The organism is Thalassolituus marinus (assembly GCF_020320395.1).
In the GTDB taxonomy this organism is placed as follows: Bacteria; Pseudomonadota; Gammaproteobacteria; order Pseudomonadales; family Oceanobacteraceae; genus Venatoribacter; species Venatoribacter marinus.
This window is the reverse complement of the sequence record NZ_JAEDAH010000097.1, coordinates 16932-31894: the sequence shown is the minus strand read 5'-3', so window position 1 is coordinate 31894 and position 14963 is coordinate 16932. Positions and strand designations below refer to the sequence as shown.

At 55.8% G+C, this 14963-nt stretch carries 14 protein-coding genes; 4 read left to right on the top strand and 10 right to left on the bottom strand.

Going from position 1 to position 14963, the window contains the following annotated elements; translation table 11 throughout:
• Positions 1-138: 138 nt before the first annotated feature.
• A complete protein-coding gene (gene cysN / locus I9W95_RS15545; protein WP_225676519.1) occupies positions 139-1746 on the bottom strand; it encodes a sulfate adenylyltransferase subunit CysN in 1608 nt (535 codons plus the stop codon).
• Positions 1746-2654 (bottom strand): sulfate adenylyltransferase subunit CysD, encoded by a 909-nt coding sequence (cysD, locus tag I9W95_RS15540; RefSeq protein ID WP_225676517.1) that lies wholly within the window; start codon positions 2652-2654, stop codon positions 1746-1748. Before cysD ends, cysN begins: the two co-directional genes overlap by 1 nt.
• Positions 2655-2855: 201 nt before the next feature.
• Here cysD and I9W95_RS15535 point away from each other — a divergent pair, with 201 nt between their 5' ends.
• From I9W95_RS15535 to I9W95_RS15520, 4 genes are all read left to right on the top strand, one after another.
• Positions 2856-3503: an alpha/beta hydrolase gene (locus tag I9W95_RS15535; protein ID WP_225676515.1), complete on the top strand. Its 648-nt coding sequence runs from the start codon at positions 2856-2858 to the stop codon at positions 3501-3503.
• Between the two features lie 124 nt (positions 3504-3627).
• On the top strand, positions 3628-4743 hold the full coding sequence (gene zapE / locus I9W95_RS15530) for a cell division protein ZapE (RefSeq protein WP_225676513.1): 1116 nt from the start codon (positions 3628-3630) through the stop codon (positions 4741-4743).
• An 80-nt stretch (positions 4744-4823) separates the two neighbouring features.
• Positions 4824-5585 (top strand): MBL fold metallo-hydrolase, encoded by a 762-nt coding sequence (locus I9W95_RS15525; RefSeq protein WP_225676512.1) that lies wholly within the window; start codon positions 4824-4826, stop codon positions 5583-5585.
• Positions 5586-5615: 30 nt separating this feature from the next.
• Complete coding sequence (locus I9W95_RS15520) at positions 5616-5945, top strand: SMR family transporter (protein ID WP_225676510.1); 330 nt, start codon at positions 5616-5618, stop codon at positions 5943-5945.
• Between the two features lies 1 nt (position 5946).
• Here the strand turns inward: I9W95_RS15520 and I9W95_RS15515 are convergent, their stop codons facing one another.
• The 8 genes from I9W95_RS15515 to I9W95_RS15480 all read right to left on the bottom strand — a co-directional run bounded on the left by I9W95_RS15515 (position 5947) and on the right by I9W95_RS15480 (position 14934).
• Entirely contained in the window at positions 5947-6795 is an 849-nt protein-coding gene (locus tag I9W95_RS15515) for an SDR family oxidoreductase (RefSeq protein WP_225676508.1), read from the bottom strand.
• Positions 6796-6816: 21 nt separating this feature from the next.
• Positions 6817-8307: an amidase gene (locus I9W95_RS15510; protein WP_225676505.1), complete on the bottom strand. Its 1491-nt coding sequence runs from the start codon at positions 8305-8307 to the stop codon at positions 6817-6819.
• Between the two features lie 111 nt (positions 8308-8418).
• The gene (locus I9W95_RS15505) at positions 8419-9354 is read right to left on the bottom strand and encodes an FAD:protein FMN transferase (protein WP_225676503.1); all 936 of its coding nucleotides are present in this window, start codon (positions 9352-9354) and stop codon (positions 8419-8421) included.
• Positions 9338-10525, bottom strand: a complete 1188-nt coding sequence (locus I9W95_RS15500) for a DUF3570 domain-containing protein (protein ID WP_225676501.1) — start codon at positions 10523-10525, stop codon at positions 9338-9340. The genes I9W95_RS15505 and I9W95_RS15500 overlap by 17 nt, the downstream gene beginning before the upstream one ends.
• A gap of 8 nt (positions 10526-10533) precedes the next feature.
• Complete coding sequence (locus I9W95_RS15495; RefSeq protein ID WP_225676500.1) at positions 10534-10749, bottom strand: DUF4266 domain-containing protein; 216 nt, start codon at positions 10747-10749, stop codon at positions 10534-10536.
• A 13-nt stretch (positions 10750-10762) separates the two neighbouring features.
• Entirely contained in the window at positions 10763-11248 is a 486-nt protein-coding gene (locus I9W95_RS15490; protein ID WP_225676498.1) for a TlpA family protein disulfide reductase, read from the bottom strand.
• A gap of 10 nt (positions 11249-11258) precedes the next feature.
• Positions 11259-12611 (bottom strand): DUF1501 domain-containing protein, encoded by a 1353-nt coding sequence (locus I9W95_RS15485; protein ID WP_225676496.1) that lies wholly within the window; start codon positions 12609-12611, stop codon positions 11259-11261.
• Positions 12612-12621: 10 nt separating this feature from the next.
• Positions 12622-14934: a c-type cytochrome gene (locus I9W95_RS15480; protein WP_225676494.1), complete on the bottom strand. Its 2313-nt coding sequence runs from the start codon at positions 14932-14934 to the stop codon at positions 12622-12624.
• Positions 14935-14963: the final 29 nt, after the last annotated feature.

The window sequence follows — 14963 nt, the reverse complement described above, 5'->3', positions numbered from 1 at the left end:
CGTCCGGCGTCCGACATCCGGCGTCCGACATCCGACATCCGACATCCGACATCCGACATCCGACATCCGACATCCGACTCAAAACAAAAAAGCCCTGCCGTCTTCGCATAGGGCAGGGCTTCAGGCAGGGTGGGCGTCTCAGATGATGCCCTGTTCCTGCAGGTCGGCAATCAGGCTGTCGATGGTTTCCTGATCGGCGGCGAGACTGATGTCGGCGTGGTCAGCACCACCGGCAACCAGTACCACCAGACCGGCGTTCTTAAGAATCAGTGCTTCGTCGTTGCTGGCAACGGCGGCAACACGGCCCATCTCGAACAGGCGGCGATCCAGTGCGTTAACAATGGCTTCCGGCTCGACCGCGTTCACCGCAACGATGGCTGGCTTCTGGTTGAAGCGACGCGCTTTCTCGTCGGCGGTCACTGCACGGTTGTCGTCAGAATCGCTGGCAGCACCGACGATCATGCCAGCACCAATGGTGACGTTGGTCATACGGTCGATAACGATGAAAGCACCGGTGCCCGGAATCTTGCTGTAGCTGTCGAATGGTACGGCTTTTTCCAGCGATACTTCGACCAGCGCGATTTCGTTCAGCTTCACTTCGTCAGCCTGGCTCTGTTCCATGGTATTCACGTCCACCAGGTGATGGATCTTGCTGAAGGTGCCGGCGGTAGAGCTGGAGGCGAATTTCAGGTCGTATGGTTTGCCCGGAACCAGCGAGGCTTCGGTCATCCATACGATGTCTGCATTCAGTTTTTTACCGACCTGTGGCAGATCGTCGACTTTTACAATCACGTCGCCGCGGCTGATGTCGATTTCGTCTTCCAGAGTCAGGGTAACGGCCTGGCCAGCAAAACCTTCCTGCAGGTCGCCATCGTAAGTCACGATGCGTTCAACCTTGCTGGTTTTCTGCGATGGCAGCGCCATGATGGTATCGCCCGGATGAACGGTACCGGCAGCGATGGTGCCGCAGAAGCCACGGAAGTCGAGGTTCGGACGGTTAACGTACTGTACTGGCAGACGGAAGTTTTCCAGGTTCTTGTCCTTGGCTACTTCTACGGTTTCCAGAATCTCCATCAGAGTCTGACCGCTGTACCAGGGGGAACGGGAAGATTTCTCTACCACGTTGTCGCCATCAAGGGCCGACATTGGTACGAAGTAGATGTTGTCCAGCTGCAGCTTTTGAGCAAACTCGCGATAGTCGGCTTCAATTTTGTTGAAAACGCCTTCGTCGAAGTCTTTCAGGTCCATTTTGTTAACGGCCACGACAACGTGCTTAATACCCAGCAGCGATGCGATAAAGCTGTGACGCTTGGTCTGGGTCTGTACACCGTAGCGGGCATCAATCAGGATGATGGCCAGGTCACAGGTGGATGCACCGGTGGCCATGTTACGGGTGTACTGCTCGTGTCCCGGTGTGTCGGCGATAATGAACTTACGCTTGGCGGTACTGAAGTAACGGTACGCTACGTCAATAGTGATGCCTTGCTCACGCTCAGCCTGCAGACCGTCAACCAGCAGTGCCAGGTCGATTTTTTCGCCGGTGGTGCCGGATTTGGCGCTGTCTTTTTCGATAGCGGCCAGCTGATCTTCATAGATCATTTTGGAATCGTGCAGCAGTCGGCCAATCAGGGTCGACTTACCATCGTCCACGTTTCCGCAGGTCAGGAAACGCAGCAGTTCTTTGTTTTCGTGCTGCTTCAGGTATTCAAGAATATCGGAAGCAATCAGATCAGATTGATGTGACATTAGAAGTACCCCTCCTGTTTTTTCTTCTCCATTGAGCCGGATGAATCGTGGTCAATGGCACGGCCCTGACGTTCGGATGTGGTGGTCAGCAGCATTTCCTGAATGATTTCAGGCAGTGTGGCTGCTTCGGATTCCACCGCACCGGTCAGTGGGTAACAACCCAGGGTACGGAAGCGTACGGATTTCATTTCCGGCACTTCGCCTTCTTTCAGCGGCAGACGTTCGTCGTCGACCATGATCAGCATGCCGTCGCGTTCTACTACCGGACGCTTGTCAGCGAAGTACAGTGGTACCAGCGGAATGCTCTCGAGGTAGATGTATTGCCAGATATCCAGTTCGGTCCAGTTCGACAGAGGGAAGACACGGATGCTTTCGCCTTTGTTTACTTTGCCGTTGTAGATGTTCCACAGCTCAGGACGCTGGTTTTTCGGGTCCCAGCGGTGCTTGCTGTCACGGAAAGAGTACACGCGCTCTTTCGCACGGGATTTTTCTTCGTCACGACGTGCGCCACCAAAGGCTGCATCAAAGCCGTACTTGTCCAGAGCCTGTTTCAGCGCCTGGGTTTTCATCACGTCAGTGTGCTTGGAAGAACCATGGGTGAACGGGCCGATACCCTGTTCGACACCTTCCTGGTTGGTGTGAACGAGCAGCTCCATGCCAATCTCTTTGGCCATTTTGTCGCGGAACTCGATCATCTCGCGGAATTTCCACGTGGTATCCACGTGCATCAGCGGGAAGGGCGGTTTGCCCGGATAGAAGGCTTTACGTGCCAGGTGCAGCATTACGGCAGAGTCTTTACCAATAGAGTAAAGCATTACCGGATTGTCGAATTCTGCAGCGACTTCACGGATGATATGAATACTTTCCGCTTCAAGCTGCTTTAAGTGCGTCAGGTTGTACTCGGTCATTGTGTTCCCATAGCTCCCGGTATGTGTAAGGGGGGCATTCTTAATCGGGCGAAATATAGCAAGATGCCTGATATATAAGAAGGTTGAATTAATAACATTTAGCTATATGTATATGGACATAAAATCCGCTGCGGCATGACCAGGCTGCAAGCCGCTGTTTACCTGCCATGTGGCGGGCTTTTTAAGAGAGGATCAGGCGCTATGGCGCAGGAAGAAAAGATCGTTATTCAGGGGCCGGCCGGTGTGCTGGAAGCCCGTCATCAGCCAGCTCAGCAACAACGACTGGGGCTGTTGATGTGTCATCCGCATCCGCTGTTCCACGGCACCATGGATAACAAAGTGGTGACCACCGTAACCCGCACCGCTGCCGGCCTGGGATTGCCAACGCTGCGCTTTAACTTCCGTGGCGTGGGTAGCAGCGACGGTACGCACGACCACGGCGTTGGTGAGCAGGATGATGTGCTGGCGGCACTCAATTACTGTTATGAAACGCTGGGTTGGCAGGCTGTGATTCTGGCAGGCTTTTCATTCGGGGCTGGCATGGCTTGTCTGGCGTCCTGCCGCCAGCCGCAAGGCATCGCCGCGCTGCTTCTTTTAGCTCCGGCGGTTCACCACTTTGATGCCCCCAACCAGCTGCCGTATGAGTTTGAGACCTATGTCTATATGGGTGATGACGATGAGGTCGTGCCATTTGATGAGGTGGAAAGCTGGGCCGGTTTGGTGGTGCCAACACCGCATTTTCAGGTGTTTGAGCAGGGCGGTCACTTTTTCCATGGTCGGCTGACGGATCTGAAAGCCAGTCTGATGGACGATTTATCGCCGATTCTGAGTGCTCACGGAGTGCTGTAAGACTGTTCAGGATTTGCACTTTGGGCGCCGCTTCGCTACATTTCGCGCCCTGAAATTTGCGTGCTCTGCCTGTTCTGGCGGGGCCGCCGCTCACTTTAGCTCCACTGAATCCGGGAGACTTGCCGTGCCTACGCCTTGGGAACTTTACCAGGAAGATCTGAAACGCGACGACTTTTCGTACGACGCCGCTCAGGAAATGGCTGTAAAACATCTGCAGCGCCTGTTTGATGATCTGGTTGCCGCCGAAGCGCGCCGGGAAAATCAGGGTGTTTTCGGCAAGCTGGCGGGTAAGTTCAGCAAGAAGAAGCCGGAGCCGGAGATGGGCCTCTACTTCTGGGGCGGTGTGGGGCGTGGTAAGACCTATCTGGTTGATACCTTCTATGATGCGCTGCCGTTTAAACGCAAGATGCGTACGCACTTCCACCGTTTTATGCAGCGTGTACATAAGGATCTGACCGGGCTGGCGGGTGAAAAGAACCCGCTGACCATCGTGGCTGACCGTATTGCCGAAGAAGCCATCGTGATCTGCTTTGACGAATTCTTCGTATCGGATATTGGCGATGCCATGATTCTCGGTGGTCTGATGCAGGAACTGTTTGATCGTGGTGTAAGCCTGGTGGCGACCTCAAACATCGTGCCGGACGGTCTGTACAAGGATGGTCTGCAGCGCGACCGCTTTATTCCGGCAATTAAACTGCTGAATAAATTCACCGAAGTGGTCAACGTAGATTCCGGCGTAGATTACCGTCTGCGTACTCTGGAACAGGCCGAACTGTATCACTTCCCGCTGGATGCCGGTGCCGAAGCCAGTCTGCAGAAAAGCTTCGACAGTCTGATTCCGGATGCCCGTCATGTTAAAACCAACTGTGATGTGGATATTCTGGGTCGTAAAATTCCGGTTAAAGCCCGTTGTGACGATATCGCATGGTTTGAGTTTACGGCGCTGTGTGATGGCCCGCGTTCTCAGAATGATTACATCGAAATGGGTAAGCTGTTCCATGCCATTCTGATTTCTAATGTTCCGGTTATGGGTGTTAAGAATGATGATCTGGCGCGTCGCTTTATTAACCTGATCGACGAATTTTATGATCGTGGTGTGAAGGTGATTATGTCGGCCGATGCTGCCATTCCGGATATTTACGAGCAGGGTAAACTGGAGTTTGAATTCCAGCGCACTACCTCGCGTATGCTGGAAATGCAGTCGCACGATTATCTGGCACGTGAGCACCGTGCAGAGTAATGGATTCTGTGCATAATTAAAAAACAGCCTGCGGGCTGTTTTTTTATGGTTTTTTTCCGGATTTTTTGTCAGTTACCAGCATGCAGATTCATTCATTACAGGGCTATATCCAGAATATTTTTCTGGTGGAAGATAACAACCAGCTGATGCTGCTCGATGGCTGCTGCCGTGCTGATGTGCAGCAGGTGTGTGACTACATCCGTAACACGCTGCAGCGGCCGCTGAGTGATTTAAAGCTGATTGTGGTGACCCATATGCATCCCGATCATGCCGGTGGGGCGCACAAGCTGCGTGAACTGACGGGTGCAACACTGGCCTCGCACCCAAATGCACCGCGCTGGTATGCCGGTATTGCAGGGCGCACCGCACATGCAATTGACGTGTTGTTAACCTACTGGGTGGCCGGACGAATGGGTAAGCCGAAAACTCATATCTGGTATAACCCGATTCTCTCGCCGGATATGACGTTAACCGATGGCCAGACATTACCGGGTTTTTCTGACTGGCAGGTGGTGTATACCCCGGGGCATACCGACCACGATCTGTCGCTGTTGCATGTGCCGGAACACAAGATTTATGTCGCCGATTTAATGGTGATGGTTAAGCGTCAGGTTACGGCGCCATATCCTATCTGTCATCCGAACCAGTATCGGGAGTCGTTGCAGCGTGTGCATGATCTGCAACCGGCACAGGTGCTGTGTGCACATGTGCCGCCCCAGCGTGGCGAGGATGTGCCTTTTGCAAAACTGATTTCAGAAGCGCCAAAGACGCCGAAGAACCACTGGTACTCGACTAAAAATCGTATAAGCCGCAAACTCGGTGGCCAGAGCCGCGAGCATTAATCTTCGGCTCATTCAGAGCGGAGATGCGTTATGTCGACCTACTGGCTGCTGACCGCAGCCATCATTGCTGAAGTGATTGCTACCAGTGCGCTGAAAGCGTCGGATGGATTTTCCCGGTTATGGCCATCCGTAACCGTGGTAGTGGGTTATGCGATTTCTTTCTATTTACTCGCCATTGTGCTGAAAACCCTTCCGGTTGGTATTACCTACGCTATCTGGTCGGGTGTCGGTATGGTGCTGGTGGCCGTCATTGGCTGGTGGTTCTTTGCCCAGCACCTGGATGCCGCGGCCATAACCGGTATTGCGCTGATTATGGCCGGGGTTCTGGTGATCAATCTGTTCTCTTCATCCACGCACTGAATCAGGCGCGTTTAAGCGATGGCAGACCAAATTTCTTACTTAAAATCCGGTCGCGCAGAGTAACCGGTAGCCAGCGCGCAATCAGTGGTAGGGCACGGCTACCGTTGCCGATGCGGATGACCGGATCGGGCTTGCTGAGCAACTGCGCGATCAGTTCACTGGCAAATTCAGATGCCGGTGTCGGGTTATCCTGCGAGGCAGTAGCACGCGCTTCCATCTGTTCTTTCAGTGGCGCGTACAACGACTGTGGTGTCAGTTCCTGCGCCAGATTTGCCAGTGAGTTATCCCCGAACTTTGACTGAATAGCCCCCGGCTGCACGGTAATCACGTCGATCGCAAAGGGAGCAAGCTCCATGCGCAGGGCATCGCTGAGTGCATGCAGCGCTGCCTTGGTCGCACAGTAAGCACCGGAAAACGGCGTTGTCAGGATGCCGGACACAGAGCCGATATTCACCACCTGGGAACGCTGCTGGTCGCTGGCAGCGGCCCGTAACGCTGGCAGTAATGCCTGAGTCAGGGCAACCGGTGCATACACGTTGGTGGCAAACTGGCGCTGCAGGGCATCGCGGCTGAGTTCAGCAACCGGGCCCATGGCAGCATAGCCGGCGTTGTTGATCAGGCAGTTCAGCTGACCGCTGGTTTCCATAACGGTTGAGGCGGCACGCGCAACGTCCTGCGGGTTGTTAACGTCCATGGCGATGGTCGTAAGGTTGTCGCTGTGCAGGTTGGCAAGGCTGTCTGTATTACGGGCGCTGGCAAACACGTGCCAGCCCTGAGCCAGATAGGCTTCCGCCAGCGCGCGCCCGATACCGGACGAACAGCCGGTAATCAGAACGGAATTTTTATTCATAGTATTCACCGATGCAGAAAATTAAAGTGTGGCCGTGCGGTCAAACCAGGGTTGCGTCTGTTCCAGCTGTGCTGCCAGTTGAAATAACAATTCGTCCTTACCCAGTGGCGCAATAAACTGACTGCCCAATGGCAGCTCGTCGGCAGTCCAGTAGAGCGGCACAGACATCGCAGGCTGGCCAGTCATATTGGCCAGTTGGGTAAAGGGCAGCTTTTCCAGACTATCCATAGCCATCTGCTTCACCTGGCCGGTTTTCAGCAGCAGGCTGTGCAGGCCGAGGCCATTAATTACTTTCATTGCTGCGCGTTCCCATAGTGGTGGGCGAAAGGCACCGATCTCAACCGGTGCGCTGGCCAGTACCGGGGTGAGCAGCAGGTCATAACGCTGATGGTAGGTCGACATGGTCTGAGCAAACTGATTCCAGCGGCGCAGGGCGCTGACATAGTCCCCAGCGCTGATGGTTTTACCCAGCATTCCCAGAGCCTTGGTGGCGTCTTCCACGTCCAGATTCGACAGGCGGCTGTTCAGCTGCTGGGCAATAAAATCGAGGTCTGCGGCAACCTGGCCGAAGTACAGGGTCAGGTAACTGTCGGCCAGTGCTTCGCCATCCAGCTGCAGTGATACTTCTTCAACCTCATGACCCAGCCCCTGCAGTAATTTCACCGTGTGGGCTACCGCATTCCGCGCGTCGTCTGTGACCTCACGACCGATAAAGGATTCAGCGGTATAGCCGATACGCAGCGGTTGCAACGGGGTATGCAGTGCTTGCAGATAAGAGTCGGCGCGGCGAATCGGGTAGGGGCTGGAGCCATCGGCGCCAGCGATGGCGTCGAGCATGGCTGCGCTGTCACGTACTGAGCGGCTGAGAACATGCTCTGTTGCCGCGCCAGCCCAGTGGTCAGAAGCATAAGGCCCGGTCGGTACCAGCCCACGGCTTGGTTTCATACCAAACAGACCACAACAGGCTGCCGGAATACGGATGGAACCTCCGCCATCGCCAGCCGAGGCCAGCGGGACGATACCTGCTGCAATGGCGGCGGCAGAACCGCCGCTGGAACCACCGGGGGTGTGGTTGGCGTTCCACGGATTACGTGCGGCACCAAAGGCTTCCGGCTCGGTGACACCCATCAGCCCCAGCTCCGGGGTATTGGTTTTACCAAACATTACCAGTCCGGCTTGTTTGAAGCGTCGCGCCAGTTCGCTGTCACTGGGCGAGATACGACCTTTGAGGGCATTGCTGCCATTGCTCATCGGTGTGCCCTGCAGTGAGCACAGCAGGTCTTTGAGGAGAAAGGGAACACCGTGAAACGGCCCCTGTGGCAGGCCTGCCTTAATCTGCTGCTGCGCGTGTTCGTATAACGGCGTGACGATGGCGTTAATGGCCGGGTTTACGACTTCGGCACGATTAATGGCCAGCTCCAGTAATTGCTCCGGTCTGACGTCGCCGTTACGCACTAATTGCGCCAGGCCGAGACCATCGTACTGACGATATTCTTCGAATGAACGGATCATAATGACTTCTGGTTGTTATTATGTGAGCGCGCGTCAGGCACTGACTCATCGCGTATTAATGATCAGAAAGGTATCAAACCGTCGGTGCCGGGTAAACTTACCTGACTTTTATTACTGTTCTGCCGTTGGTCGCAAGGCCTGAGCCTGCATGGCAGTATCTATCAGCAGGGCATGCAGTTGCTGCTGGCGCAACCAGTCACTGGCGGCAGCGCCTTTCAGCATGGAGATGGTAGAGAGACTGCCGGCCAGCAGACAGCTGGGGGCAAGCACGGTAACTGACGCCCAGTGCTCCACCGGGTAGCCCGTGTGCGGGTTGAGGATATGGCAATAGCGCCGGCCGTTGGCCTCGAAATAGCGTTCGTAATCGCCGCTGGTGGCCATGCCGCCACTGTATACCGGCAGTGAGGCAAACGCAGATTGCGCTTCCCGCGGGTGGCGCACGCCCAGCATCCAGGGAATGGCCTCGCCGTTATCAGACAGGCGTGGGCCGATAATATGCAGATCGCCGCCAAGGTCGACGACACCCCAGGCTATACCGTGCTGGCGGGCAATGTTGGCGGCAGCGTCGGCGGCGTATTCCTTACCGATACCGCCAAAATCGAGCTCCATAGTGGCGGGCATGTGCAGCTGGTTGTTGTGACACTGCAGGGCGGCGAAGCCGATGCGTGGCAGCACACTGTGCAGTTGCTCTGCGCTGGGGCAGCGGCCGTCGCGGAAATTCCATACGCTGCGCAGTACCCCGGAGCTGATATCAAACAGACCATCACTCTGGCTGAAGCATACCGAGGCATAGTTCAGCAACCAGGCGGTTTCATCGTCGATGGTTGTTGGCTGACCAGCGTTACGGTTGATGTTGCTGAGTACGCTGTCGTCACGGTAACGACTGTATTTTTGCTCGATGCGGCGCACTTCGGCTTCCATCGACCGGGCAATATCCTGCACACCGGCAAAGGTCGCCGGCAGCAGGAATTTGCATGGCGAAGCCATGGCGCTGAAGCTGTGCTCCAGCAGCGGGGCGGTATTTACAGGGTCAGTATTTGTATTCAATGCCAAGACTGATAATCGAGTAGTCGACCAGAGCCGGAGTTTCATCGTCGGTCGATTGTACCAGAGCGAAGTTTTCACCGGAGAAGTACTGCTGCCAGTCGATGCTCAGCGTCCAGTTGTAATAACGCGCGCGGCTTTCCAGTCCATAGGCAAAGGCTCCGTAGGAGGAGAGGCGGTAGTCCGAGCTGTTGTACTGGTCTTGCGGCGGACTGAATTCCAGGCTGTAAAACTCAGCCGCGGTCTGACGGTAGTAGCGCAGCATTGGCGTCAGCTGAAAACTGAACGGCGCCATATTCAGGTTTTGCGCCCAGCGAGCGGTCAGCGTATGTGATCGGATACCCCAGTTGTCGGAGTAATAGCGGTAATCGCCGTGTATGGCTGCACCGCCCCAGAGCGGCATGAACTGACGGTACTGGGCGGTGACGGTCAGCTGATCCCGTTGCCCCGGGCGGCGGTCTTCCCAACGGTACGGGTCTGACAAATAACCACTGAGGCGGGTATATCCCAGGCCGACCTGAATCACGCGGTTTTTATCAATAATCTGCGTGATGCCTTCGTACAGGGAGACGCTGCGTTTACCGCGACCATCGGCCCGGCTGCGGTCTGCGGAAATATCAGCATCGGTCGGTGAAAGCTCGTCCAGCGACATGCTCAGTGAGCCATTCAGGGTGGTGTGTTTGTTAAATAATTCCAGTGAGCCGTCGACGCCCAGCGCCAGTGAGCGGTAATCGTTCTCGATAGAGATCGCTGCCAGCCCGCCGAGAGTGCCGTCGATCTGGCCATTCATTGCGCCGCTGAAATAGCGTTTGGGTGCGACTTTCAGGTCGTAGCGGGTTTCGTCGATGCTGGCACCGGACATCACCAGTGCACTGCGGCCGTCGGCATTTTCATAAGTGTGCATTGGCGATGCACCGCTGAGGGTTTCGTACTGAAATTCGCTGTTCAGGTACCAGTCATCGGCCAGTGGCCGGGAGTAGCGAAACTGGTGAATATCAATGCTGTAACGCTCTGTCACGCCAGTTTGTGTGCGCTCAAGTGGTGCGTCGGCTTCGTTGTACTGGCTGAAACGATAGGCTGCTACTTGCTCTGTAGGCGCTGCTTCACCGAATGCCGGCATAGTGGCTGCTGCTGCGGCCAGCGCGGCCAGCGAATTACGTGTGGATTTACTCATGATGCCCTCTAGTTACAGCCGCAGCCGCCGCCAGCGGCCTGACCGCCGCCGGAAGATCCTTCTTTGGAGAAATGCACGTGATTATCCAGCGAAGCTTTCAGCGCGTCGCCTTGCCAGGACATAACATCGCTGGCCAGATTACCTCGTTCCCACGGTTTAACTGCTGTGCAGCCGCTGGTGAGCAGCAGGGCGGTCAGCAGTGTGATGGTCAGTTTGTGGTTCATCACTGTCCCTGTGTTATTTGGCCAGCAGGCTCATCACCTGAGCGCGAATCCCGGTGATATCGGAAGGTTTGAATCCCTGGTGTACTGCCTGAAGCTTACCCTGTCGATCAATCAGATAGGATGTTGGCATGCCGCGCACACCAAACAGTTCAGGTGTTTTACCTGTTCCGTCGTACAGCGTCGGGTACGCCACAGGGAATTCTTTCAGGAATGCACGTGCGTCCTTAACGTCTTCGTCGAGGTTGATGGCAACCACCTCAAAGCCTTTGCCTTTCAGCTCTTTACGCAGGGTATTCAGCGCAGGTAAGGATTTGCGACAGGGGCCACACCAGGACGCCCAGAAATCGACATACACCACTTTTCCCTTAAAGGAACTCAGGCCAGCCTGACCCTGCTGGGTCAGTAACGGCAGGCGGAAGTCGGGGACCTTGTCGCCGACTTCCAGAGCGGAGACGTTGTTCATTATCAGGGCCAGAAACAAAGCAGCCAGAACTCGCATTGTGTATTCCTCAGGAAAAAATGTTAAAGCCTTCCACACGCAGAGCATACGTTTCTGCCAGTGGACTCTGATCGACCGCCAGTAATTCGCGCAGCGCCTGATTTACGTGGGCGGGGGTCAGTTTGGCGCCGCCAGCATCCGGTAAACCGGTGCCGCGGTTCAGTGTTTGTGCCATGAAAGCATCCGTCGAACGGCCAAATACTTTGCCGCCGGTTGCACCCGGATGTACCACCATCATGCTGGTTACCGGCCAGTGGTCCTTGCCGTTACCCGAGTTGTAATAGGGGGTGCGGCCGAAGTCGGAGCCAATCACGACAGTGGTCTTGTTAGCGATGCCTGCGTACTGCAGTGCGGCCTGCAAAAAGTGCACACCTTCCAGCAGGTCACCCAGTTGCGGGTAAGCATTGGCGTCGTGATTACCATGGGTATCGAAGCCGCCGATATTGAGGTTGGCGGATGCTGCGAGTCCACTCTTGAACGCTGCGACCACCACTTCTGCCTGACTCTTGAGGCTGTTGGAGCGGCCGGCGTTCCAGTGATCGTCACGCAGCACATTGGCCTGCAGGTCATCCAGAGCAACGGTCAGTCCACCAAGGTTACTGTCTTCACCGCGGATACCAAACAGCTGGCTCAGCTGCTGACGGCGCATCGGCAGGCCTTCGTTCTGAATCTGGCGTTGAATGCGGGCTTGCTGGGCAGCACTGACACGGCTGTACTGGTCACTGCTGCGATCATAGGTACGATAGACAAAACCGCGATCGCCGCTGTAGTTGTTCGGGTCCGCCAGCTGACTGATAAAACCAGCGCTGCTGGCCCGGGCACGTGCGACCAGCGAGTCGGTGTAGTCGTAGCCACCATTGCTGATAAAGGCCATTGGCAGGGTTGGGTTCGTTGCCGCGGCAAAATAGGCGGCCAGGCTCGGGTAACCCAGCTCTTCTTTACCGGACCAGACGACACGGTTTCCGGTGTCGTGGTTGTTGGTGCCGGTATCGATGCCATTGATAATCGTCAGGCGATTACCATAGGTGTTAAAGAAGTTATCGAACTGACCTTCAATACGCGCCAGCACATCGGTATCCGTGGTGAATTCCGGGATCGCACTCCACTGTATATCACCGATGGTTTTATTGGCATCCAGATCCACCGAGTTGGTGGAGCCGTCGTAACGGGTTGACTGCTCAGCGTACAGTCCGTTCAGACCCTTCGGATCGCAGATGGACGTTGGGTCCCAGCCGCCGCTGGCGTTAACCACCACCAGAAAGCGGTCTGGTGCGGCTGCAGCGTGGGCTTTGTGAGCCCACAGTGGCACGTGCGCCGTTAAGCCGGTCGCGGCCATGAGTTGCAGAAATTGACGACGTTTCATGGCTCGCTCCTTATTCGTAAACAAAACGGTAATCAGACATGAGGTAGGTGAGTACGCCGATCCAGGCCCGGATCGCGTAGGTCTCATCCTGTTCAATGCGCATGGCTTCAGGCAGGTCGCCGTCAGTACGGCCATCCGCCTGACGATACCAGCGCGCCCGGCACTCCCATTCCATCCAGCTGCTCGGACGTGGGTCATAGCTGTCGGGATCGGCCAGCATAGCCTGCCCATCCTGAATCAGCGCATCGTACAGCTCGTAGCTGGCGTTGATTTCATCTGAGTCTGTCGCCAGGCGCTCACCCAGTAGCGTCCAGTGCAGGTGTACCAGGTTCTCGCGGATACGTTCTTCACCACCGGCACTGGCGGTGCCGTCGGTGTTATATGGTGTCGTGGTGGCGGCCACTAACGGGAACAGACGACGCTCCCTGACTGGCAGAGTGAAATCCAGTGCCGCCGAGCGACAGGCCATTTCGGTGGCCATGCGCATCTGAATGGCAATGGTCAGACCGCTGGGCTCCATAATGCGCTCAGTGATGCTGTCCGAATCCATACCACCGTACATGATGCGGTTGTTTTCTGTGCGGAATTCATCCCAGCCGAAGCCCAGGGTTGCCTGCAGTTTGCGTTGCATCTGCTCCGGGCTAAGGAACTGCGTGGCTCCGATATGCTCATTGGCAACGACTTTGCCTGCATCAATGGCTTCGGCGCGGAAGTAGGGGCTCATTACGATACCTTTCACGCCAGTTTTGATGTTCCAGCCGTCGCTGACCATTGCCTGACCAATGGTATTGAGAATGGCTCGCTGGCTGTTGTAGGCCGCGATATCTGCCTCACTGGCATCATCGCCCGGGCTGAGCAGTGGTTCCTGACCAATCAGACCTGTGTACAGCGTGCGCATGGTCGCTTTGACGAAGCGGGGATCGTTGGCAATCTCTGCCCCCAGCCATTGCACCATGTTGCGGAAGTAGCCGGTGGTTCCTGACAGTGGAATGGTTTTGCCACCCAGTCCGGCCGGTTCGATGTCGGAGCTGTCCCAGCTGTTACGCGAGGTGCTGCCGGTAACGACGTACTGACCGCGATCAGTGTAATGCTGGAAGGCCGAGGCGACCGGGTCCATCACCTGATGGCAGGCATAACAAGCCGGGTCGAGCAGCGTCGGGTTGGCAGTGCCGGAACCTATGCCATCCCCCGGGCGCTCACCTTCAATCTTGAGAATATCGGTGTCGAGGAAGTAATCGAACACAATGCGTGAACGATGACGATTACGGTTAGTGAAGGTTGTCGGGTAGCGGTTGAGGAACATCGGTGATGACAGTACGCCGGCGTGCGGGAAGCCGCCCAGTTCGTATTCCAGATCTTTGGTCACTCGAGCAGGTTTGAAGTCGGTAGGGTCGTAATACAATTGAATACCGTCTTCGTCACATACCGGTTCGCTCAGCTTGCGGAAGGTTGCCGTGCTATCAACCAGCTCTGCTTCATATACCTGCTGGCTGTACCAGTTCACCATCATGTAGTCTGCGTTCATGTACAGGGTATGTGGTTGTCCTGTCTGTGCGGCATAGCGCACCAGTTCCAGCGGAGCACGCGCAACGGCATCATTGGTGATGGTGCGCACGCAGGCACGGATCGAGGACTCTTCGTCTGCGGCATAAGTGTCGTTGTACCATTTGCGATTCGGGAAATCGTCGCTGTCGAGCAGGTTGATGCCCCCTTCAAACTGATTGCTGCTCAGGTATTTGTCCGTCAGCAATTGCAGGTTGAACATCTCCATCAGGTTGTCGTAGAAAATCTCTTCGTTCATCAGCTGGTTCAGTACCTGGCTGAGACCGGTTTCACCGTTGTTTTCCACGCTGGCTATTTCGGCATCGGTAGGCAGACGGCCGGCCAGTTTCAGAGCTGCACTGCGCAGGGTAACCACCATGTCTTCGTTGGTAACACCATCGAGGGAGGTTGCTGTGGCAGCCAGTGCGTAGTTGTTAAAGGCATAGAGAATGTATTCGGCGGTATCGGTGGCACAGCTGCCGGTACAGGCCGTGGTATTGCCAATCGGCATGGTCCGGCTGATTTCATCGGCCAGTACGCTGAGGGAAGTACAGGTGGCGCAGGCCACCAGAGAAGAGCCATTCGGTGTACCATTGCCATCAGTGCCGTGACATGACGCGCACTGGGCATCGTACTGGCGCTGGCCCTCCACATTGAGGAAGGTAAGGTTGCCATCCTCACCAGCGGATACGCCACCCACGTTGCCTGAATAGCCTTGCTCACATCCTGTCAGCACCAGCATAAAACCAAGCAGCGTCAGCACACTCAGTATCGGTTTCATCGTTCACTCCTGCGCATAGGCACGGTTGT